This is a genomic window from Halomonas marinisediminis, assembly GCF_004347715.1.
GTDB lineage: Bacteria > Pseudomonadota > Gammaproteobacteria > Pseudomonadales > Halomonadaceae > Halomonas > Halomonas icarae.
Window position 1 is genome coordinate 100,867 of sequence record NZ_SLTR01000003.1, and the last position, 21,901, is coordinate 122,767.

Genomic DNA, 21,901 nt, shown 5'->3' on the forward strand with positions numbered 1-21,901 from the left:
GGTCTCCTATACCAGCAGTTCGAGCGGATCTTCGAGCAGCGCCTTGAGCTCGGCGAGAAACCGCGCGCCGACGGCGCCATCCACCACTCGGTGGTCGGCCGAGAGCGTCAATGTCATCAGGTTGCCCACGGCCAGTTGGTCCTCTCGCACCACCGGCCGCTTCTCGACCGCCCCCACCGCCAGAATGGCCGCCTGGGGGGGGTTGATGATGGCGGCAAACTCGCGAACGCCATACATGCCGAGGTTGGATATCGTGAATCCCCCCCCCTGGTAGTCGGCAGGCGCCAGCTTGCCGTCGCGAGCCCGGTGAGCCAGCTCGCGAATCTCGCTGGAAAGCGTCGCCAGTCCCTTGCGGTCCGCCTCGCAGACGACTGGCGTCACCAGCCCTCCCGCAGTAGCCACCGCCACGCAGATATCGACGTCCCGGTACTGCAGGATCGCTTCGTCGCGCCAACTGGCATTGACCTCTGGGACACGGCGCAGCGCCCTGGCCGCGGCGAAGGCCACGAAATCGTTGACCGATAGCCGATACCGCGGTTCGGCCCGCTCCCCCTTGGCGTTGAGCCGCTCGCGAAGCTCGAGCAGGTCGTCCAGCAGGCAGTCGATCGTCAGGTAGAAGTGCGGTACCTGTTGCTTGGACTCAGCCAGCCTGCGGGCGATGGTCTTGCGCATGCTGCTGTTGGGAATGCGCTCAACACGGGTGCCCTCGGTATTGGAAGGTTCCGCAGCCGGTTTAGCGGCAAGAGCCTCTACAGTGCTATCGGCCTGCGCCGGCACACTCCCACGGGAACGTTCGACATCCACGCGCACGATGCGGCTGTGCGGGCCGCTGCCTTGCACGCTGGTCAAATCGACGCCGTACTTAGTAGCCAGTCGCTTGGCCAGTGGACTGGCAAGGATGCGCTCGCTATGAGAGTGCTGCGGCGTCAGTTTGGCAGCTGCACGCGTCTCGGGGATAGTTTCCGGTTCCAGCGCGGCGGGCGAAGCATCGGCAGCCGGTGCGCTCGACGCCTGGAAGGATGCGAGCGCGGATTCGTCCTCGCCCGGCTCCAGGAGCACGCCGATGACTGTGCCCACGGTCACACCTTCGGTGCCGCCAGGCACCAGGATGCGCCCAAGCACGCCGTCGGCCTCGGCCTCCATTTCCATCACGGCCTTGTCGGTTTCCATTTCGGCAAGCGTATCGCCCTTGCTGACTTTGTCGCCCTCAACCTTTACCCAGCGCACCAGGGTCGCCTCTTCCATGCCGGCGGCTACCGACGGCAGTTCGATCTCGATTGCCATATTCAGCTCTCCTGGGAAACGTCGGGCCGGTAGGCCTGAATGTCGGCGTACTGCACGAATTCGAGAATATTACCTTCGGGATCCCGCAGGAAGATCAAAAAGGTGCCGGGGCGCACTTCAACCAGCTCGTCGCCGCTGAGCAAGGGTAGGCCCAGCTTCTTGAGCTTGGCCAGCATCGCGGCGAGGTCGTCGACAATGAAGGTCAGATAAGCGTTGCCGCGCCGCTCGAGAATGGTGCCGGTATGCGTGGGCGCGGCCGGTGTAGTCTCGGGCTGGAGCAGCTTGATGCGCTCGCCGAACGGCGCCTGCAGCCGCGCGACGCGGTATGCGCCGACGGTGAGACCGGTGTCGCCAGCCTTCTCCGCCGGCACGTCGATGATGTTAATTTCGGTGAGCCCCAGCTCCTCGACGTAAAAGCGCTTGAGCGCGTCGAGGTCCTGGCAGCAGATGCCGACTTCCATGGGTACCAGTTGCTTCATGTTCATCACTCCTTTACGCGAGCGGCCGGCCCTGCTGGGCCATAACTAGACGCAGACCGTCCTCGATTTCTTCCGGGCCGGCGCAGGCGGCGCGCTCGAGCACCTTGGAGATGCTTGGTGAGGCTTCGCCGCCTGTCACCCGCTGCACCGGCTGATCCAGGTAGTCCAGGAAGCGACGCTGGATCTCGTCGCCCAGCAGCACCCCATAGGCCGTGCCCACTGAACCCTGTTCGACAACCAGCACGTTATTGGTCTTGCGAATGCTCGCTCCGATGGTGTCCCAATCCAGGCCGGCCCGATCTAGGCTGCGCAGATCGATGACTTCGGCGTCGACTCCCAGCCTCTCCGCGGCCTCCACCGAGGGCTGCACCATGGAGAGGTACGTCAGCACCGTGACGTCCTTACCCGGGCGCACCACCTTGGCCTTGCCCAGGGGAATGTAGTAGTCCAGGTCGTCGACCGGTGCCGGGAACTTGGCGTTGTAGAGGTCGGTGTGCTCGATGACCAGCACCGGGTCCTCGCACTGCAGGGCGCTGTTCATCAGGCCGACATAGTCGTACGGGTTGCTGGCCGCGACGATGCGCCAGCCCGGCGAAGTGGCGAAGATGCCGGCCGGGTCCATCGAGTGCTGCGAGCCGTAACCCGTACCCATGGCTACCTTGGTGCGCAGCACCAGCGGCATGGCGCTGTCGCCGCCGAACATGTGGCGTGCCTTGGCGATCTGGTTGAACACCTGATCGGCGGCCACCCACATGAAGTCGGGGTACATGAACTCCACCACCGGGCGGTAGCGGCCGTCCATGGCGATGCCCCCACCCAGTCCGGCGAAGGCGTTCTCGCTGATCGGCGTGCCCAGACAGCGGTCGGGGAAGTCCTGCGACAGGCCGCGGGTAGCGCCGTTGGTGCCGCCCTTGAGGCGGTGTACGTCCTCGCCCATGACCACGATGCGCTCGTCCTGACTCATGCGCCGGTGCATGACGTCGGCCACCGTGTCGACGAACTTGCGCTCCTCGAGCTTGCCGGTGAACTGCTCCTGCTCGACGTAACGCACGCCGTCGAGTTCGGACAGGTCGCCGCGGATGTGGGCGTCGCGGAAGTCCGGCGAGGGCCACAGATCGGCACGCACGGCGGGTTTGGCGCCGCTCTTGTCGAGCAACTCGTCGGCCGCGGCTTCCATGGCAGCTTGGGCCTGGTCGCGCAGCGACTTGATACCGGCCTCGTCGATCAGCTTGCGCTTGAGCATTTCGCTGCCGACCCGGTCCAGCGGGTCGCGCGCGCGCCATTCGGCTTCTTCGTCCTTCGTGCGATAGCCGAAGGCGCTGCCGGGCAGCGGGCCGTTCTGGTGGAAGAAACGGTAGACATCGGCTTCGATGAGGGTCGGCCCGCCGCCCTCGCGCATGATGGTCAATGCCTCCTGCATCGCAAAGTGCACCGCCAGCGGATCCATACCATCCACCTTCCAGGCGGGAATGCCGAAAGCCTGGCCACGCGACGACAGGCGCGCCTCGGCAGTCACCTCACCGACCTCTGTGGAAACGGCATAGCGGTTGTTCTCGACGAAGAAGCACAGCGGCAACTTCCAGGCCGCAGCCAGGTTCATGGTTTCCAGCACAGAGCCGATGTTGATGGCGCCATCTCCGAAGTAGGTGATGGCCACATCACCATTGCCGGCGCGCCGGTGCGCCCAGGCTGCACCAGCGGCCAGCGGCACGCCACCACCGACGATAGCATTGGTGCCCAGCACCCCGGCATCCCCCCAGCGCAGGTGCATAGAGCCACCACGCCCACGGCAGAACCCCTGCGACAAGCCCATGATTTCCGCCAGTGTGCGCTGCAGCAGTGCCTGTGTGGAATCGCTCACCGGCTGCGCCGGATCCAGGCCTTGCGGCGCCACGAAATGCAGGCTCTTGGCCAAGAACTGGTGATGGGCACGATGCGAGCCGTTGATCTGATCCGAGCTCCGCAGCGCCAGCGCCGAACCGACCGCACCGCCCTCCTGACCGATGCTCGAGTGGGCTGGGCCGTGAACCAGGCCCTGCCCCGCCAGCTCCAGCACCTTCTCTTCGAACGCCCGAATCAGGTGCAGGCTCACCAGTGTGGTCGCCAACAGCGAGGCATCCACACGTTGCCAATCGCGCTCAGTGGTCGCGAGTTCGCGCCAGGGCGCCTGAACTGTCAGCTTGCGGGAACGGGGCATAATCAATCTCCTCTCGATAAGGTGCGTTATAAGTAGCCATTGGCGGTCCAGCCACCATCCAGTCCGACGATCTGCCCCGTCATGAAGCGCGTCTCGGGAGACGCCAGAAAGTACGCCAGGTCCGCGACTTCCTCGCTGGTGCCGAATCGCCCCTGAGGAGTCCGCCCCAGCAGCGCTTCGGCATCCACGCGCCCATCGGCGATGAGCTCCTCGAGCAGCGCGGTGCGGATGTAGCCCGGCGCGATGGCATTGACGCGAATATTGAGTTCCGCCCACTCCACCGCCAGCGACTTGGTCATCATCGCCACGCCGCTCTTGGTCGCGCAGTACCCCAGCCGGTTGGGGGCCGCAACGACGCCGTACATGGAACACAGGTTGAGAATCACGCTCTCGGTGTCGCTGGCCGATACCAGCCGAGCGAACTCGCGCGCGCACAGGAAAACTCCTGTCAGGTTGACGTCCAGGGTGCGCCGCCACTCGTCGAGTCCCAGCTCCAGCGTCGGCCGATTGCAGGAAATGCCGGCGTTGTTGACCAACACCGCCAGCTGAGCGTAGTGCTCGACGGCCAACCGCATGGCCTGGGCCACGTCCTCCTCGGAGGTCACCGAGCCCACGTACGTGGAAGCCACACCACCGTGCGAGCGGATATCGTCGGCGCAGCTCGCCGCGGCCGCTTCGTCGCGATCGAAGATCAGTACCGGATGGCCGACCTCGGCAAAGCGCCTGGCTATCGTCGCCCCGATCCCCTTGCCGCCACCGGTCACCACCACGGCACCTCTCATAGCAGGATGCTGCCCATTTACGTTACCGCCTCGTGATGTCGTCATTGCCTGAAAGTCCGCCCTGTATTCTCATAAATGTTTATTTTTCAAAGATAAATTAATGAAACCAAAAAGTTGTCATATGACCTTACGTTCGGCTAACATGAAACTTGTCATACGACATGGCAACGCAACTTTGGTCGAATAAATAGAGAACAGTCATGCCACAACAACGCCAACAAGTCGCCGTCATCACCGGTGCCGCCGGGGAGATTTCCCAGCAAATCGCTCTGCTTTTCAGCAAGCGAAACATCAAGTTAGTACTAACCGACATCGACGAGACAAGCCTCGGTCGCTTCGCCGCCACGCTGGGCGGCGAGTCTGACTGTCTGGCCATTCGCCACGATGTCGCTAAGATGGAAGACGCCGAGCGCGTTGCTGAATCATGCCGAGGGGCTTTCGGGCAGGTGGACTACATCGTCAACGCCGCCGGTCTCTACCAACATCTGTCGCTGGCGGAGATCGGCGAAGAGGATTGGCGAAAGAGCATGGCCATTAACTTGGACGGTGTCTTTTTCACCATCCAGGCCTTGCGGCCGCTGTTGAGCAAGGGCAGTTCGATCGTCAATATCGCCTCGCTGGCCGGCCAGCGCGGCAGCCTGAACCATACACCCTATGCGACGGCGAAAGGCGGCGTGCTGACACTCACCCGATCACTGGCCCAGGAGCTCGCGCCGCGCACTCGCGTCAATGCCATATCACCGGGCCTCATCGATACGCGGATGATGGAATCGCTGGATGCGGCCAAACGCCAGGCCATGATCAGCAGCACCCCTTTACAGCGCCTGGGCCGGCCCGATGAAATCGCCAGCGTCGTCGACTTCCTGTGCAGCGACGCGGCCAGCTTCATGACCGGAGAAAGCCTCCAGGTCAATGGCGGGCTCTATATCAACTGACACACGAAGGCACACCTCACGGCCGAGGGGCGTCGCCTTCTTTCGCAATGGACGCCATGATGAACACAGCACCTTTAAGCACCATCGCACGAGGACATTCCTTGCCTGACGAAGTGGCCAAGCGCATCAGAGCGTCCATCGAAAGCGGCAGCATCAAGCCGGGCAAGCGCTTGCCCACCCAGCAGGAGCTCGCCGAAGCCTATGGCGTCAGCCGCCCGGTGATTCGAGAAGCCGTCTCTATCCTGAAGGCGGACGGCCTGGTGATCTCACAGCAAGGACGCGGTCACTTCGTCAACCCGCAAGGTGCCTCGGTCTTCCGTCTCGAGCCCAGCTTCGAAGACAAGGAAGACCTTGCCGACCTGTTTCAATTCCTCATGGCCGTGGAAGTGGCGGCCACCGAGCAGGCCGCCACCCACCGCACCCCCAGCGACCTCGACGCCATCCGCCAGCATCTCGACGGACTGGAAATCGCCATTCGGGAAAATCGCAACGGGGTCGAAGAGGACATGAAGTTCCATCGCGCCATTCTCCAGGCCACCCACAACACCTATTTCATCAGCTTCAGCGAATTCCTGGAGTCGCGCGTCCGCACCCTGATCCGCACCGCTCGTGAGAACAGCGCACGCAGCCAGGACATGGTCAAGCGCGTGCAGCATGAGCACGAAGCAATATTCAAGGCCATTGCCGCCCAAGATGCAGAAGGGGCCCGTACTGCTGCCGCTCGCCATCTCGACAACGCCGCCCAGCGTCTGCGCATCTACCTGACACCCGCCGATTGACCCGAACGACCTGAGCTAGCCACCCGCAACACTTCCAGCAGCCCCTGCAGCGGGTGGGGCAGGGCCTGCTCGGAGAACCGCTTCACCTGGCTGCGACAGGAGTAGCCGGTGGCCAGCAGCTTGCCCGTGTTGGCGGCGTCCTCGACCACCGGCTGCCATGACTGGGCGTAGATGGCCTTCGAGGTCTCGAGGTTCCTGGCCTCGTGGCCGTAGGTGCCGGACATGCCGCAGCAGCCGGTGGCCACCAGGTCGAGCTCCAGGCCGAAGGCGGCGAAGACCTGCTGCCAGGCCTTGGGGCTGCCCGGGGCCGTGGTGGCCTCGGTGCAGTGGGAGAGCAGCCGGTACCCCGGGTCCTCCAGGGTGAGGCCTCGGGGGGCCAGGGAGCCGGCGCGGGTCACCAGCCACTCCTGCAGCAGGCGCACCTCGGGCACGGCATCGGGCCCCAGCGCCTTCACGTACTCCTGGCGGTAGGTGAGGGTCATGGCCGGGTCGATGCCTACCAGCGGCACCCCGAACTCGGCCAGGGCGCGCAGGCGCCGCGCCTGCTTCTCGGCGGTGCGCGCGAAGGCCCCCAGGAACCCCTGCACGTTGAGCGGCTTGCCGTTGGGGGAGAAGGGCGCCACGAAGACGCGCACGTCGAGGCGGCTGAGCAGCTCGACGATATCCATCACCAGCCTGGCCTCGAAGTGGCTGGTGAAGGCGTCCTGGACGATCACCACGCTGTTGGCTCTCTGCGCCTCGGTGAGCAGGCCCAGCGAGGTGGGCGTGGCCTCGGCGACGCCCCAGGCGGCCAGGGTCTTCTTCAGGCTGGCGCGGGAGAGTCGCGGGCTGTCCACCATGCCCACGGGGCCGGCGAGCAGGCGCGTCACCAGGCGGTTGCCGAGGGCGGCGTTGTAGAGCGGCGCGACCCGGGTGAGGGCGGGCAGCAGGAACTCCAGGCCGCCGACCAGGAAGTCGCGGGGGGGCCTCAGGTAGCGACCGTGATAGGCCTCCAGGAACTGTGCGCGGGAGTCGGGCACGTTGACCTTGACCGGGCACTGGCCGGCGCAGGACTTGCAGGCCAGGCACCCGGCCATGGCGTCGTAGACCTGGTGGGAGAAGTCCGCCTCGCGGCCGCGGCGCAGGGTGTTGAGGGCGCGGGCCGGGAAGCGTTTCACGGCGCCCCAGACGCCCTCGGTGCGGCGCGCGTGGGCCTCCTCGATCAGGTCGACCCCCGCCTCGCCCTGCAGGCGCAGCCACTCGCGCACCAGGCTGGCGCGCCCCTTGGGAGAGTGGACGCGGTCGCGGGTCGCCTTCCACGAGGGGCACATGGCGTCGTTGGGGTCGTAGTTGTAGCAGGCGCCGTTGCCGTTGCAGTAGACGGTGGCGGCGTGGGCCTGCCACACCCGCTCGTCGATGGTGCGATCGAACTGACCGCGGGTGGGCACGCCGTCGATGGTCAGCAGGCCCGGGTCGACCAGCGTGACCGTCTCTGCCTGATCGGCGGCGCTGGCTGGCGCGGTCGCTCCCGCGGCATTGGGCGGGATAGAGAGCGGTGTCGCGATCTTGCCCGGGTTGAGCTGGTTGTGGGGGTCGAAGGCCGCCTTGATCCGCTGCAGGCTGGGGTAGAGCTCGCCGAAGAAGCGCGGCGCGTACTCCGAGCGCACCCCCTTGCCGTGCTCGCCCCACAGCAGGCCGCCATACTTGCCGGTGAGCTCGGCCACCGCGTCGGAGACCTCGCGGACCAGCCGCTCCTGGGCCGGGTCCTTCATGTCGAGGGCGGGGCGCACGTGGAGCACCCCGGCATCCACATGGCCGAACATGCCGTACTCGAGGCCGCGGGCATCGAGCAGGGCGCGGAACTCGGCGATGTAGTCGGCCAGCCGCTCCGGCGGCACTGCGGTGTCCTCGACGAAGGGGAGGGGGCGGCGCTCCCCGCTGACATTGCCCAGCAGGCCTACGGCGCGCTTGCGCATGGCGTAGACGCGCTGGATGGCGGCGCGCCCCTCCGCCAGGGTGAAGCCCAGGCGCTCGACGCCGCGGTCGCTCTCCAGGTGGCGGCAGAAGGCGGCCACGCGCTCGGCCAGCCGCTCGGGATCGTCGTCGTTGAACTCCACCAGGTTGATGCCGCGCACCGGGGTCTCGCCCTCGGGGAAGAACTCGGCGACGCTGTCCCAGACGAAGTCCTGCATGGCGAGCATCAGCACCTTGTCGTCCACCGTCTCGATGGAGGTAGGCTGCGCCTGCGGCTGGTCTTGTGAAGAGTCGCCGCTCGCCATGAGCGCCTTGGCATCGCGCAGGGCGTCCATGAAGCCGGGGTAGCGCACGTTGACCAGGGTCGAGTGCCTGGGGATCGGCAGCACGTTGAGCACCGCCTCGTCGAGCAGGCCCAGCGAGCCCTCGGCACCGCACAGCAGGCTGTTAAGGTCGAGCCTGCCTTCCGCCGTTCTCAGGTGCGCCAGGTCGTAGCCGGTCAGGCAGCGGTTGAGCGGCGGGAAGGTCGCGGCGATGCATTCGGCCTGGGTGTCGATGATCTCCCGGGCTGTGCGCACGACGCGGCCGGTGGCGTCGTCCCGCGCGCACAGCGCTTCCAGCTCGTCCTCGTCCAGCGGCCGGCTCACCAGGCGCTCGCCGCCCAGCAGCAGCGTGGAGAGCTCGAGCACGTGATCGCGGGTCTTGCCGTACTCGCAGCTGCCCTGGCCGCTGGCGTCGGTTGAGATCATGCCGCCGATGGTGGCGCGGTTGGAGGTGGAGAGCTCCGGTGCGAAGAACAGCCCATGGGGCTTCAGGGCAGCATTGAGCTGGTCCTTGACCACGCCGGCCTGGACCCGCACCCGGCGATTCTCGGCGTCGATCTCCAGGATCCGGTTCATGTGCCGGGAGACGTCCACCACCAGGCCGTCGGTGAGCGACTGGCCGTTGGTGCCGGTACCACCGCCGCGTGGGGTGAGCACCACCCGGCGGTGCTCCACCTGGCCGGCCAGGTGGGCGATGCGCTGCAGGTCCTCGCCGTGGCGGGGGTAGAGCACCGCCTGGGGCAGGCGCTGGTAGAGGGAGTTGTCGGTGGCCAGCACCGTGCGGGCGGCGTAGTCGGGGGCGATCTCGCCCTCGAAGCCGGCGGCCTTGAGGGCCTCGAGGAAGCGCAGGTAGGGCGCGTCGGGGCTCGGCGCGGTGGCGGCGTCGGCGGTATCCAGTCGTGCGATCATAATATCTCGAGCAAAAAGCCCAGCATGGAGCTGGGCAAGGGGGAGCACGACATCGTAATCGATCGTGCAAAATCATCCGAAAAGTGGCATTACGTCATGTAAAGTCCACCGGCGACATCGATGGTCTGCCCCGTGACGAAGCTCGACTCGTCCGACGTCAGATACAGCGCCAAGTCCGCAACTTCATCCGGCTTGCCCAGTCGACCAAGCGGCGTCATGCGAACCTGCTCATCGTTGATGGATGCATCCACTGCAAGCACCATCGGCGTCTCGATCCGCCCCGGAGCAATCGCATTGACACGAATATCATAAGGACCCAGCTCGGCAGCCAGGTGCTTGGTAAAGCCAATGATGGCCGACTTGGTCGCCGCATAGTGGCACGCCACCACCGGTGAGTGGGTCTTACCAGCAACGGAAGACATGTTGACGATATAACCACGTCTCGCACGACGCATGCCATCACCCACCGCACGGATGGTATTGAAAGTCCCCGTCAGATTGACCCCCACTACCTGATTCCACTCTTCCGGAGCCATGTCACAGACAGATGCCGGGAGCCCGTCATGCTTAGGGGAAATGCCGGCATTGTTGACCACACTATCAATAGGGGCGCCAAAGTGGGCTTCCGCCTCTCTCACGCCGCATTCGACCGCAGAATAGTCGGAAACGTCGACCGACAAGGGATAGGCATTGCCTCTTCCTGCTTCCCTGATGGCATCACACACCACCTGAGCGCTTTCGGCCGACCAGTCCATCACAGAAACGTTGGCGCCACGCGACGCAAACGCCATGGCAATGGCCCTGCCAATACCGGCGCCACCGCCGGTGACGAGTATATGTCGGCCTGCATGGCTAGGCCGATAGCGTAAAGAACTCTCTTGGGCCATGTCTCAAATCCCCAGGTATGCTTTTCGAATGTGGTCATCGCCCATCAGTTCTTGCGCCTGACCATCCATCACCATTCTTCCGTTCTCGATGACGTAGGCTCTGTCGGCGACCTTGAGCGTCTGATTTACATTTTGTTCGACGATCAATACCGTCGTACCGCTCTCGGCAATCTTCTTTACGACATCAAAAACCTGAGACACGACTATTGGCGCCAACCCCAAGGAGGGTTCATCGAACATCAGCAGTTTGGGACAGGCCATCATCCCACGCGCGATTGCGACCATCTGCTGCTCCCCGCCTGACAGCGATTCGGCTTGCTGATGAAGGCGCTCCTTCACGCGGGGGAAAAGTGTCAACACCTCTTCCAGTCGCTGGTCATATCGAGACTTTGCCGCTGAGCGATAAGCACCCATCTGGATGTTTTCTAGCACAGTCATTTCAGGAAACAACTGACGTGCCTCGGGAATCAGAGTGATCCCACGATTCACTACCTGATGCGCCGGCAAGTGGGTAATATCTTCACCTTCGAAGGTAATACTCCCGGCGGAGGCCTCGATCAATCCGGAAACTGTTCTCAGAGTAGTCGTTTTTCCGGCACCGTTGCCCCCGACAATAGTAACGACTTCACCTTCGCTCACCTCCAGCGAGACATCGTGCAGGATCGTCGTCGCCCCATATCCGGCCGTCACATTATTCAGTCGCAGCATCGGACGCCTCCTTGCCGAGATAAGCTTCAATGACAGCCTCATTCTTCACTACTTCCTCCGGCTTACCTTGCGCAAGTATCTCGCCAGAACTGATAACAATCACCCGATCGGAGAGCTCCATGACAGCCTGCATCACGTGTTCGATGGCAATGATGCTGATGCCACTGTTGCGGATCACCTTGATCAGCTCGATGGCTTCCCTCAGGTCCGCAGGGTTGATACCGGCCATTACCTCATCCAACAGCAGGATGCGGGGACGCATCGCCATGACACGGGCTACTTCGAGGCGCTTGAGACCACCAATGGGGAGGTTTCTGGCTTCTTCATCCAGGAACCGATACAGCCCGAGTTCGTAGGCGATCTCACGTGCTGCCTTGCGACACTCTTCTACCGATCGGAAACGATGGAAGGCACCCACCATGATGTTCTCTTCCACGGTCATCGCTGCGAAAGGTTGAACAATCTGGAAAGTCCGGCCAACACCACTCCTGGCAAAGGCACCCGGTGTTTTCGGAGAAACGAAGTGGCCGTCCTCGCCAAGCACTGCAACCGAGCCGGAGTCGGCACGCAAGAAACCGGAAATCATGTTGAACACCGTGGTCTTGCCTGCACCGTTGGGTCCGATGATGCCTAATACTTCACCTTTATGCAGGTCGAAGGAAACATCATTGGTGACATGCAAACCACCGAAGTGCTTATCGAGATGCTCGACTTTGAGTACGACGTCACCGATCGGCGGCCGCGTGGGCTTCTTGATATCATCCAAGTGAACATGGTCGACGGGACTCTCGACGCTGGTATCGAAGCGGCGAACCCGGGACGTTGGTAGGTAGCGCTGGATGAAGCTCATGATGCCATCCGGCATGAACAGCACCACTAGAATCAGAACGACGCCGTATACGAAGCCATGAAGACCGATGGCACTGGAGCCCAACCAGCCACGCGCTAGCTCGGTAATGGGTACCAGCAGAATCGTACCGTAGAGAGGACCAAAAACGGTGCCAAGCCCCCCAACAAGTGCAAACAGGACGATCTGAATTGAAAATGTCAGGTTGAACGCCGACTCAGGCTCGATGAACGTCAGGTACGAGCCATGGAAAGTTCCGAGCATGGCCGTGAGGCCGGCGGAAATCGCCGCTGCATATAGCCGAACATGCACGGTGCGAATCGCAGCCCCTCTCGCAGCCGACTCACGCTCGCGGGTAGCAATCAACTGGAATCCAAGCTTACTGCGGCGGATGGCCCAGGCAACGGCGAGGGCAAACGACATCAACCCGAAGACAATTACCAGTGAAGGCAGTCGCTCAGTGAAGATCATGGTGCTCCAGCCCATCTCGAGAGGCACCATCACGCCATTGGCACCGCCCGTGAGGCTTACCCAGTTCAGCGAAATGACATGAAAGACCTCCAGAAACGCAATGGAGGCAAGAGCGTAGAAGGGTCCATGTAGCTTAAAGCAAGGGTAGCTGATGGCGACCGCTATCCCAGCAGCCAGGATGGCCCCGACGAACATGCTGATCCAGGGAGAAACGCCCGCATTAAGCATCAGCATTCCCGTATAAGCACCAATGCCGTAGTAAATCGCATGACCTAGTGAGAGCTGCCCCGCATAGCCGCCCACGATGTTCCAGGCAGTCGACAGGCCGGCAAACAGACAGATAGTGATAAAGATATGGTAGATGTAATCATCCCCGACGCCTATCGGGATGAGAATCAAGCTAGCCAGGGTAATGAAGAACAGTATCTTCTTGTTGAGAAACCATTGCATACCGCCCCCATGACTCCTCGCCGGTGCAGAGGATATCGTCTTATCGTTCATGACACTTTCTCCGGTGACGCCACAACGTTTCTCAAGACACGTGTGCCAGTTTTCTTGCCTTGCCGAACAGCCCAGATGGGCGGAATATCAGGATAAGCAGGAAGATACCGAACACCGCGACCTCCTTCAGTGACGACCCTAGATAGAAACCGGCAAAAGAATCCACGAGGCCAATGATCATGGCGGCAAAGAAAGCGCCAGTGATGCTTCCCAGCCCCCCCATGACGACAATGACGAATGCAATCAGGACGAAGCTTTGACCCGTTTGTGCATTGACAGGGTAAAGCGGAGAAAGCAGAACAGCGGCGACACCGACACAAGCGATACCGATACCGAATGTCACCATATTAATGCGTGAGACATTAATTCCCATCAGCTGAGCGGCATTCCGATTCTGAGCCGTAGCGCGAATGGCACGCCCCATCTGCGTACGAGTCAGGAACAGATGCAGCCCACCTACCATGAAGATTGAGCACAGCATGATGACAACCTGGCCGGTAAGAATCGTTGCCGGACCCAGACCTAGGGTATGACGCATGCCGCTGGACGGTGTATTGAAATTATCGGAACCAGCAATCATCAGCACCAGATTTATCATGGCAATCGACAGGCCGACTGTTGCAAATATCTGGATGTGCTCATCCGAATCCTTGAGAGGTTCAATCAGGAATTTTTGAACCAAGATGCCTAATACGAACAACAAGGGAATGATGAATACCAGCGTAAAATAGGGATGAATGCCCAGATAACTCGTAATGAGGTAGGTCAGTATCATCCCTATCATCATGAACTCGCCATGAGCAAAGTTGATAACCTTCGTTATGCCAAAGATCAGCGTCAAGCCAACGCTGACCATGGCATAAAGGCTACCAAGCATTAACCCATTAACGATAAGGTTAATAATTAATTCCATTTGGCGACCTCGAGATTATTATTGGCTAGTCCGCATTTCGGCTACGCTGGCGCTTTCCGGATAAACGGTAACCAACTCGCCATCCTGCCATTGCATACCCATCATGCTGGCACGCTCATTCTGGTTGTTCTCACCGATCTTGATACCGATACCAGCTGCCGTTGCACCAACGGGTACATCCATCGCCAGCACGGCTTCCTTGATCTCATCGGCTGAGAATCCGCTACCGGCGTCGATGGCACGAAGCAGTTCAAGTGCTCCGGCATAGTTCATCAGGGAGTGACCGGAGCGGGGAGATTCTTCGTATTTTTCTTCATAAGCAGCAACAAATTCCTCGATACCGGGAGCAAATTCCGGGTTGATGTTGTACTGGGTAAAGTCGACATCGTACACGCCATCAATCACATCATGACCTACTGCATCTGCAGTCGGTGTCATGGAGTAGCCACCCCCGCCACCGATAATCGCTTTGGGACGATAATCGCGCTCGTTAGCCTGACGAAGGAACAGAACCGAATCATCCTGATAGGAGGTCTGAAGAACGACGTCGACATTTTCTTCTTGCAGTGAAAGAACAATAGAAGACATATCCACGGTTGAAGCCGGATAGTGCTCTTCTACCACGATGTTTAGGCCATGCTCTTCAGCAAACGCACGCTGGTGTTTGCCTACCGAAGAACCGTAGTTGGAATCCTCATGGATGATACCGATGCGCAGATCGGTCGGGTCAACCCCGAGCTCAGGAGCGATGCCTTCCACCAGCATGTCGATGATGGTCTCGGCCATATGATAGGCAGTCGGGTTGGTACGGAATACGTATTTCAGCCCACGAGCCGTGACATCGTCGGCGACTGCCCCCAGCTCAAAGTAAGGTACCTTGCTCATTTCGGCCACCTGGGAGGCGGCGATGGAGCGTGAAGAGGCATAAGTACCGAAAATTGCCTTTACGTCTTCACGAGAGATTAGCCGGCGAGCTTCGCCGATCGCCTGATTATTGTCCACTGCATCGCCCGTCTCGAGCACGACGGTCTCGCCCTGGACGCCACCATTCGCATTGATCTTATCAACTGCCAATTCCAGGCCACGATAGCTTTCTTCACCGAGTAGAGCCAGTCCACCGCTCAGCGGATATAGCGCTCCAAATTTCACCTCGGCGAAGGCAGGGACCGAGATGCCGCCAAGCAGAGCTGACGCAACAACGCTGTTGATGAAAGTTCGGCGGAATTTTTGATTGTACTTCATGGCTATACACTCCTGATGATTTTTGAATTTTCAGTTCTTATTGTTTGTTATTCAGTAAAACCTTGCCACCTTTAAAGCTCATTATTGGTAGACATTCACCTACATCTATCATGAATTTCATCATGTAGATGCTTTCTCATTAATGTCCCTCCTTAGCTCAATCCCCCTGTCATTCGAAAGTCAGTACGATCTTGCCGATGTGGTCCGCATCCATTCGACGGTGCGCATCCACCACATCGTCGATAGCAAAGATGGAGTCGATCACCGGTAGGCAACGCCCCTCTTCCCATAAGGGCATGACACGGGCCTCAAGCTCCTCGGCAATTTCCTGTTTTTGCTCGATGGAGCGTGCTCGAAGCGTCGACCCCGTGAGCCACAGTTTCTTTGCCAGCAACAACCAAGCATTGATAGTAGACTCAGGCCCCTTCATTACCGCAATCTGCACGATACGGCCCTCGTTGGCGGCCACCTCCATATTGCGGTTGAGATAATCACCACCAACCATATCGATGGTCAAATCGACACCGCGCCCCCCGGTGATCTCTTTCACCGCCTCAACAAAATCCTGAGTTTTATAGTTGATCGCATGAGCTGCCCCAAGCTCGAGGCACTGCCGACACTTCTCTTCACTTCCTGCCGTCGCGATCACATTCGCCCCGAAAGCTTTGGCTAGCTGTATAGCCGTCGTGCCAATCCCGGAGGTTCCACCATGCACCAAGAACGTCTCACCCTCCTTGAGGCCGCCGCGCTGAAATACGTTGGTCCACACTGTGAAGAAAGTTTCGGGAACCGCAGCTGCCTGCTCTAGGGTCATCGTCGCTGGTACGGGCAGTGCATTACGCTCGTCTACCACCGCGTACTCGGCATATCCGCCGCTGGCCACGAGCGCCATCACAGCATCACCGACCGAGTAGCGTGACACCTCGCTGCCCGCCTCTATCACGCGACCACTGATCTCCAGCCCCAGCACATCTGTTGCGCCAGGCGGCGGTGGATAACCCCCCATACGCTGCATCACATCAGGACGATTGACACCAGCACCTGCCACCTTGACGAGAATTTCGCGTGGCCCTGGTACCGGAATTTCGCCCTCAACGACACTCAGCACATCGGGACCGCCCGGCTGGAGAGCCTTGACTTGCTTCATCGTTTTAGTATGCGTGCTTCGGGTCATGATTCCTTCACTTTATTGTCATATCCAGCTAACGCTTCATTGCAGATGAGGCCACGAAAAATGAAGCGCTTCATTGTCTGCTTTGAAAATACCATCCCCCAGAGCTATCACAAGCAATTTCAGTGTTATACTTTGTGCTTATTCGGCTCTAGCACGAATCAGGTCGGCTGCCTTTTCGGCCACCATCATCACGGCACCCTGGGTATTCCCCGAAACCATCTCCGGCATCACAGAAGCATCAGCAATCGACAGTTTCTCAACACCTTTTACCAGTAGGTTAGGGGTTACGACGGCATCTTCGCCCTCACCCATTCTGCAGGTACCAATCGGATGATAAATAGTTTGTCCATTCTCCCGGGCAAACTCCAACCACTCTTCGTCGGATTGAACGCCCTTTCCCGGAGACATTTCATGGGATACATACTGCTGCATGGCCGGCTGCTCGACGATTCTGCGAGCCACCTTCATGCCCTCCACCAATGTCTGGCAGTCCTTGTCCGTCGCTAGCATGTTAGGCCTTATCGACGGGGCCGCCGCTGGATCGGAACTCTCGATATGAATGCTACCCTTTGACGTCGGGCGCAACTGCGTGACTCCAATCGTCATTCCAGGCTTCCGATCCAGAACGCGAGTCGCCGCATTACCGTAGCTGGCATGTACGAAAAAGAATTGGATATCTGGGGAGTTCAATGTTGGCCGCGTCTTAATAAAACCGTGAACCAGACCCGTACCCAGGGTCAATATGCCCTTGTGGCTGGTGAAGTACTTCACCACTTCTTTCGTCAGTCGCAGGCCACGTGACATCTCATTAAGGGTGATGGTGTTACGGACTCGCCAATTCATGCGCGTAGCATAGTGATCGATGTAGTTCTCGCCGACGCCAGTCAGCTTGATCTTGGGTTCGATGCCGACCTTCGACAATACATCGGGATTGCCGATGCCGGACAGCTCCAGGATCTGGGGATTCTGAACAGCCCCCGCACAAAGGATCACCTCCCGTGCCGCTGTCACGGTTTCACGCTTTCCGCCACGCTCATAGGTCACGCCGGTGCAACGTCTTCCGTCGAGCTCAATCCGCAGCACTCGGCAGCCCGTCGATACCGTCAGGTTGCTGCGCGCCATCGCGGGTTTCAAATACCCATCAACGACACTCCAGCGCTGGCCATTGCGCTGCGTGACCTGGTAATAGCCAACCCCTTCCTGATCTACGGCGTTGTAATCCTCGTTGAAGGGCTGCCCATCCTCGGCGGCAGCTGCTAGGAACGCATCGGAAATGGGGAATCGTTCCTTGACTCGCTCTAGGTACATCGGTCCCGACTTGCCTCTGGACTCGCCACCTTCGGCAAAATTTTCAAGTTTCCTGAAGTAGGGCTCGACATTCTGCCAGCTCCAGCCGGTGGCACCTTCGCCTTGCCACCGGTCATAATCGTTCGGCTGGCCGCGTACGTAGATCATGCCATTAATAAGGGTGGAACCACCCAGCCCCTTGCCGCGCGGAATAGCGATCACCCGCTCCTTGGTGCTGGCCTCAGGGCACGACTCGAAACGCCAGTTATAGGTCTTATTAGTCAACAGCTTGCTGAACCCTGCCGGAATCTTGATCCAAGGGCTCCGCGGCAGCCCTCCGGCCTCCAGCAGTAACACGCTGTACTTGCCATCCTCTGTTAGCCGGTTCGCTAGTATGCAACCCGCCGTTCCACCACCCACGATGACATAATCATATTTACCCATTGCACCAAGCTTCCTGTTGCCGCTTGTCGAGTAGTCGCAACATGCTTACAGCCCCATCGTCTCAGCCATGAGCTTGAGTTGATTCTTGAGCATCGGAAGCCCGTACTGAACAGTACAGCCCTTGCTCTTTGCGGCTTTCAGCAGCGATGTCTCCGCGGGCTCCATGATGATTTCAGCAACGATCTGCTCTTCCGTCAGGCTCTCGACGTCCAGCGGCAACGGATCTCCCTCTTTCAACCCCAGTGAAGTGGCGTTGATAACGAGATCGTGGCCTTTAGGGTCTCGTCCACCTAAGCTCACGGGCAGTGCCGGATAAGCCTCACCGAGTCGCTTGCTCAAAGCTTCGGCTTTCTCCTGGGTGCGGTTGGCCAGGGTCAGGCGACTGACTCCCGCCTCGGCCAAGGCATAGGCGATGGCACTGGCCGCCCCACCGGCCCCAACTAGATAGGCAGAACGTCCTTCTGGTTCGATGCCTTCCTCGCGAAGCCCCGCCACAAACCCCTTGCCATCGAGAATAGCGCCATGCAGCTTCCCATCTGAACTGCGCCGAATCACGTTGACCGCCTCCATCCGCTCGGCATCTTCACTGAGCTCATCGCACAGCTTTGCCACAGCCGTCTTGTGGGGCACGGTAATGACGAAACCAGCCAGGTTCTGCATCGTTCGGAAGCCATTCACCACTGAAGTGAGATCCGTGCTTGAGACATGCACCGGAACCATGACGGCATCTTTACCCGTCTCCTCGCATAGACGATTTATACCTTGCGGTGTTTTCACATGATGGATCGGGTCTGCGATGATGGCGCAAATTTTTGTTTTTCCAGTAATTTCCACTTCAAACTCCCTGAGCCAGCGTGTAACTCGTCTTCACGTTGGTAAAGAATTCCTTCGCGTAACTACCCTGCTCTCTCGGTCCATAACTCGAACCCTTTCGCCCTCCGAACGGCACGTGGTAATCGACGCCAGCTGTTGGCAGATTGACCATCACCATGCCCGCACCAGAGTGGCGCTTGAAGTGTGTTGCACGCGCCAACGACTGAGTGCAGATACCAGACGACAGTCCATAAATGGTGTCATTTGCTAGCGCCAGTGCATGCTCGTAGTCTTCAGCCTGAATCACCGTTGCTACGGGGCCAAATACCTCTTCACGATTAATCGGCATGTCGTTACGAGTCTGCGAGAACAGAGCCGGGGTCAGATAATAGCCGGGTGCTTCCAGTGACAGACGCTCGCCTCCCGCCTCGAGCCGACAACCGGAGCGCTTGGCTCCCTCGATATAGCTCAGGTCCTGATCCAGTTGTGCCTGAGAAGCGACCGGACCGATCTGGGTATCGGGATGCAGAGCGTTACCTACCTTCAGTGCCTGAGTGGCTTCACGCATGCGCTTGACGAAGCTGTCATGAATGCCTTTCTCGACGATAAGCCGACTCGAACTCGTGCAGCGCTGTCCGGTGGAGAAGAAAGCGCCATTAATGGCTGTAGAAACCGCTAGTTCTAAATCAGCATCATCCAGCACTACCAGTGGATTCTTGCCCCCCATTTCCAGCTGGAACTTCGCGCCGCGGACGGCACACTCAGCGGCTATCCTCCTACCTGTCTCCGAAGACCCCGTAAAGGTGATCGCATTAACTCTTGGCGAGGAGACCAACGCATTGCCCACTTTCGAGCCAGGGCCCATCACCAGGTTGAATACGCCCTTGGGAAGCCCACCGACTTCATCGATGATGCTCGCCAGCGCCCAAGCGCAGCCGGGCACCAGATCAGCGGGCTTGAACACCACACTGTTGCCATATGCCAAGGCCGGAGCAATCTTCCAGGCGGGAATCGCAATCGGAAAATTCCACGGTGTAATGACCCCCACTACGCCAACGGGCTCCCGTGACACCTCGACACTGACGCCAGGGCGGACCGAGGGCAGAAATTCACCACCGAAACGAATCGCCTCGCCGGCAAAGAACTTGAAGACCCGTCCGGCACGGGTGACCTCACCAACCGCCTCAGTCAGCGGTTTGCCCTCTTCTCGGGCCAATAGCTCACCAAGCTGCTGCTTGTCGGCGAGGATACGGTCGCCAATCCGATCGAGCGCATCGGCACGAGCCTCGGATGTCCATGTGACCCATGTCTCGAGGGCGTCGCTGGCGGCATCTATAGCCTGTCGAGCCTGAGCATCATCGCCGCGGGCGTACTCACCCACCACATCGCGCGTGTCGGAAGGGTTCAGGTTGCGATTGACCTCGCTAGCCCCGACCCACTCGCCATTGATGTAGTTCTCATGCATCCCGTTATCGTCCTCATCGAGGGGGTTTACCGCGTTCCCGCAGCATCAGCCGCCGCAGAATGAAGCGCTTCAGGTTCCTTGCTAAAAAATGAAGCGCTTCATTCTTGGCTTCAAAAAAAAGGTGTTAGTCACCTTTGGTTCATTTACCTTAAGAAAGGAATAGCAGACAAAAGACAGCAGCTGATATTAGTCTTTAGTCTTAACATCCGTCTCATTATTCTTCAGCAACCTCAGGCTCTCACGTTCGATGATCACCGTTTCCAGCTCGAGTGCTTCAACCGGCGCTTCGTTATCGATGATCGCGACGATGGCACGCGCCACCTCGATGCCGATGTCGTGCATAGGTACCCTCACTGTCGTCAAGCCGGGGCTCATGGCACTGGCAAACTCGATATCGTCGAAGCCGGTGATCGACAATTCGCCCGGAACGTCGATATCACTCAGCTGGCATTGATGCATGGCACCAATGGCATGAAGATCAGTACCACAGATCAACACCGTAGGCAGCTCCCCACTAGCTAGCAACCGCTTGACCACCTCCCGCCCACCGTCAAGCGAAAAAGGCGTTTCAATAAGCCACTCTGCTTTGATGTCGATATTTTCTTCTTCGAGCGCAGCCAAAAACCCTGCACGTCGTTGCCGAGAGCGTTCATTATTTTCTTCTGGCCCGCCGCATAATGCTACCTGCCGGTGTCCACATGAGATCACATGTTTAGCAATTTCGTATGCTGCTCGACGGTTTGAGAAACCGACAGTGTGCGGATAGCTTGTTTCGTCCGTCGACCACATCATAAGGTAGGGAATTTCATACCTAACGAGCATCTGAAACACTGCGTCGTCATGATCAGTGCCTACCAAAATCGCACCATCAATGCCACTTTCAACTAACGCCTGAAGAACTTTAATCTCGTACTTCTTGTTGTATTCATGGCTGCCAATAACCAATTGATACCCCATGCTCAAAAGGCTTTGCTGCAAAGAGTCAATTGAGTTTGAAAACATAGGGTTTTTTAACGTTGGATAGACCACCGCCACTCGCCATGTTTTACGAGACGCCAACGATCGAGCCACCCCATTCCGTACATACCCCATCCTGGCAACAGCATCCTTAACCTTTTTTAACGTATCAGGCTTGACTTTATCAGGGCTCGACAGCGCTTTAGAAGCAGTTCCCAATGAAACACCTGCCTCCCGAGCAACATCTTCCAGCCGAACCTTACGCTTAACCTTTCTCACTCTTTAAACCTTCTCAAAAAGTTACAAAAAACTAAACAACGCTATACAATTAAAATAAGACCAACAAAAACAACAAGAAATTAAATATCGAGCCCTGTCTGATTGACCGAAAAACTCCTCCTGATTGGCCATAGTAATCATGATTAAAATTTATCACAAATTTCTGGTAAATCGACCCATTATCTTTGATCCTCCAAGTCACTGTACTCGCTAGGGGGGGGTTAGGTGCTCCAACAATCCCAACGAAATGCCGAGACACCGTCACCGTCATG

At 59.2% G+C, this 21,901-nt stretch carries 17 protein-coding genes; 2 read left to right on the top strand and 15 right to left on the bottom strand.

Features of this window, described 5'->3' with window-relative positions; all coding sequences use genetic code 11:
* Positions 1 to 6 precede the first annotated feature (6 nt).
* The 4 genes from E0702_RS03780 to E0702_RS03795 are packed head-to-tail and all read right to left on the bottom strand — an operon-like array spanning position 7 to position 4,742.
* Positions 7 to 1,284, bottom strand: a complete 1,278-nt coding sequence (locus E0702_RS03780; protein ID WP_132041644.1) for a pyruvate dehydrogenase complex dihydrolipoamide acetyltransferase — start codon at positions 1,282 to 1,284, stop codon at positions 7 to 9.
* A 2-nt stretch (positions 1,285 to 1,286) separates the two neighbouring features.
* Positions 1,287 to 1,763: a VOC family protein gene (locus E0702_RS03785; protein ID WP_205741870.1), complete on the bottom strand. Its 477-nt coding sequence runs from the start codon at positions 1,761 to 1,763 to the stop codon at positions 1,287 to 1,289.
* Between the two features lie 13 nt (positions 1,764 to 1,776).
* Positions 1,777 to 3,960, bottom strand: coding sequence for an alpha-ketoacid dehydrogenase subunit alpha/beta (locus E0702_RS03790; protein ID WP_132041646.1), 2,184 nt, complete (start codon positions 3,958 to 3,960; stop codon positions 1,777 to 1,779).
* Positions 3,961 to 3,986: 26 nt separating this feature from the next.
* Positions 3,987 to 4,742, bottom strand: a complete 756-nt coding sequence (locus E0702_RS03795) for an SDR family NAD(P)-dependent oxidoreductase (RefSeq protein WP_205741871.1) — start codon at positions 4,740 to 4,742, stop codon at positions 3,987 to 3,989.
* Positions 4,743 to 4,942: 200 nt separating this feature from the next.
* Here E0702_RS03795 and E0702_RS03800 point away from each other — a divergent pair, with 200 nt between their 5' ends.
* Both E0702_RS03800 and E0702_RS03805 read left to right on the top strand, forming a co-directional pair.
* Complete coding sequence (locus E0702_RS03800; protein WP_132041648.1) at positions 4,943 to 5,677, top strand: SDR family NAD(P)-dependent oxidoreductase; 735 nt, start codon at positions 4,943 to 4,945, stop codon at positions 5,675 to 5,677.
* A gap of 101 nt (positions 5,678 to 5,778) precedes the next feature.
* On the top strand, positions 5,779 to 6,456 hold the full coding sequence (locus E0702_RS03805) for a FadR/GntR family transcriptional regulator (RefSeq protein WP_205741872.1): 678 nt from the start codon (positions 5,779 to 5,781) through the stop codon (positions 6,454 to 6,456).
* On the opposite strand, the gene ydiJ is transcribed toward E0702_RS03805, so the two are convergent.
* The 11 genes from ydiJ to E0702_RS03860 form a co-directional block, all read right to left on the bottom strand.
* A complete protein-coding gene (gene ydiJ / locus E0702_RS03810; protein ID WP_132041649.1) occupies positions 6,435 to 9,641 on the bottom strand; it encodes a D-2-hydroxyglutarate dehydrogenase YdiJ in 3,207 nt (1,068 codons plus the stop codon). The two genes, E0702_RS03805 and ydiJ, sit on opposite strands and share 22 nt — an antisense overlap.
* Positions 9,642 to 9,730: 89 nt before the next feature.
* Complete coding sequence (gene fabG, locus E0702_RS03815) at positions 9,731 to 10,528, bottom strand: 3-oxoacyl-ACP reductase FabG (RefSeq protein WP_132041650.1); 798 nt, start codon at positions 10,526 to 10,528, stop codon at positions 9,731 to 9,733.
* 3 nt (positions 10,529 to 10,531) lie between these two features.
* Positions 10,532 to 11,236 carry an ABC transporter ATP-binding protein gene (locus E0702_RS03820; RefSeq protein WP_132041651.1) on the bottom strand — a complete coding sequence of 235 codons (705 nt, stop codon included), beginning with the start codon at positions 11,234 to 11,236 and terminating at the stop codon, positions 10,532 to 10,534.
* A complete protein-coding gene (locus E0702_RS03825) occupies positions 11,220 to 13,055 on the bottom strand; it encodes a branched-chain amino acid ABC transporter ATP-binding protein/permease (RefSeq protein ID WP_132041652.1) in 1,836 nt (611 codons plus the stop codon). Before E0702_RS03825 ends, E0702_RS03820 begins: the two co-directional genes overlap by 17 nt.
* A 31-nt stretch (positions 13,056 to 13,086) precedes the next feature.
* Positions 13,087 to 13,968 (bottom strand): branched-chain amino acid ABC transporter permease, encoded by an 882-nt coding sequence (locus E0702_RS03830; protein ID WP_132041653.1) that lies wholly within the window; start codon positions 13,966 to 13,968, stop codon positions 13,087 to 13,089.
* Between the two features lie 18 nt (positions 13,969 to 13,986).
* Positions 13,987 to 15,210, bottom strand: a complete 1,224-nt coding sequence (locus E0702_RS03835) for an ABC transporter substrate-binding protein (RefSeq protein WP_132041654.1) — start codon at positions 15,208 to 15,210, stop codon at positions 13,987 to 13,989.
* 169 nt (positions 15,211 to 15,379) lie between these two features.
* A complete protein-coding gene (locus E0702_RS03840) occupies positions 15,380 to 16,384 on the bottom strand; it encodes an NAD(P)H-quinone oxidoreductase (RefSeq protein WP_132041655.1) in 1,005 nt (334 codons plus the stop codon).
* Positions 16,385 to 16,522: 138 nt separating this feature from the next.
* Positions 16,523 to 18,115 carry a GMC family oxidoreductase gene (locus tag E0702_RS03845; protein WP_132041656.1) on the bottom strand — a complete coding sequence of 531 codons (1,593 nt, stop codon included), beginning with the start codon at positions 18,113 to 18,115 and terminating at the stop codon, positions 16,523 to 16,525.
* 45 nt (positions 18,116 to 18,160) lie between these two features.
* Entirely contained in the window at positions 18,161 to 18,949 is a 789-nt protein-coding gene (locus E0702_RS03850) for a shikimate dehydrogenase family protein (protein WP_132041657.1), read from the bottom strand.
* A gap of 1 nt (position 18,950) precedes the next feature.
* On the bottom strand, positions 18,951 to 20,393 hold the full coding sequence (locus tag E0702_RS03855; protein ID WP_132041658.1) for an aldehyde dehydrogenase family protein: 1,443 nt from the start codon (positions 20,391 to 20,393) through the stop codon (positions 18,951 to 18,953).
* A gap of 186 nt (positions 20,394 to 20,579) precedes the next feature.
* Positions 20,580 to 21,629 carry a LacI family DNA-binding transcriptional regulator gene (locus tag E0702_RS03860; RefSeq protein WP_205741873.1) on the bottom strand — a complete coding sequence of 350 codons (1,050 nt, stop codon included), beginning with the start codon at positions 21,627 to 21,629 and terminating at the stop codon, positions 20,580 to 20,582.
* Between the last annotated feature and the right edge of the window lie 272 nt (positions 21,630 to 21,901).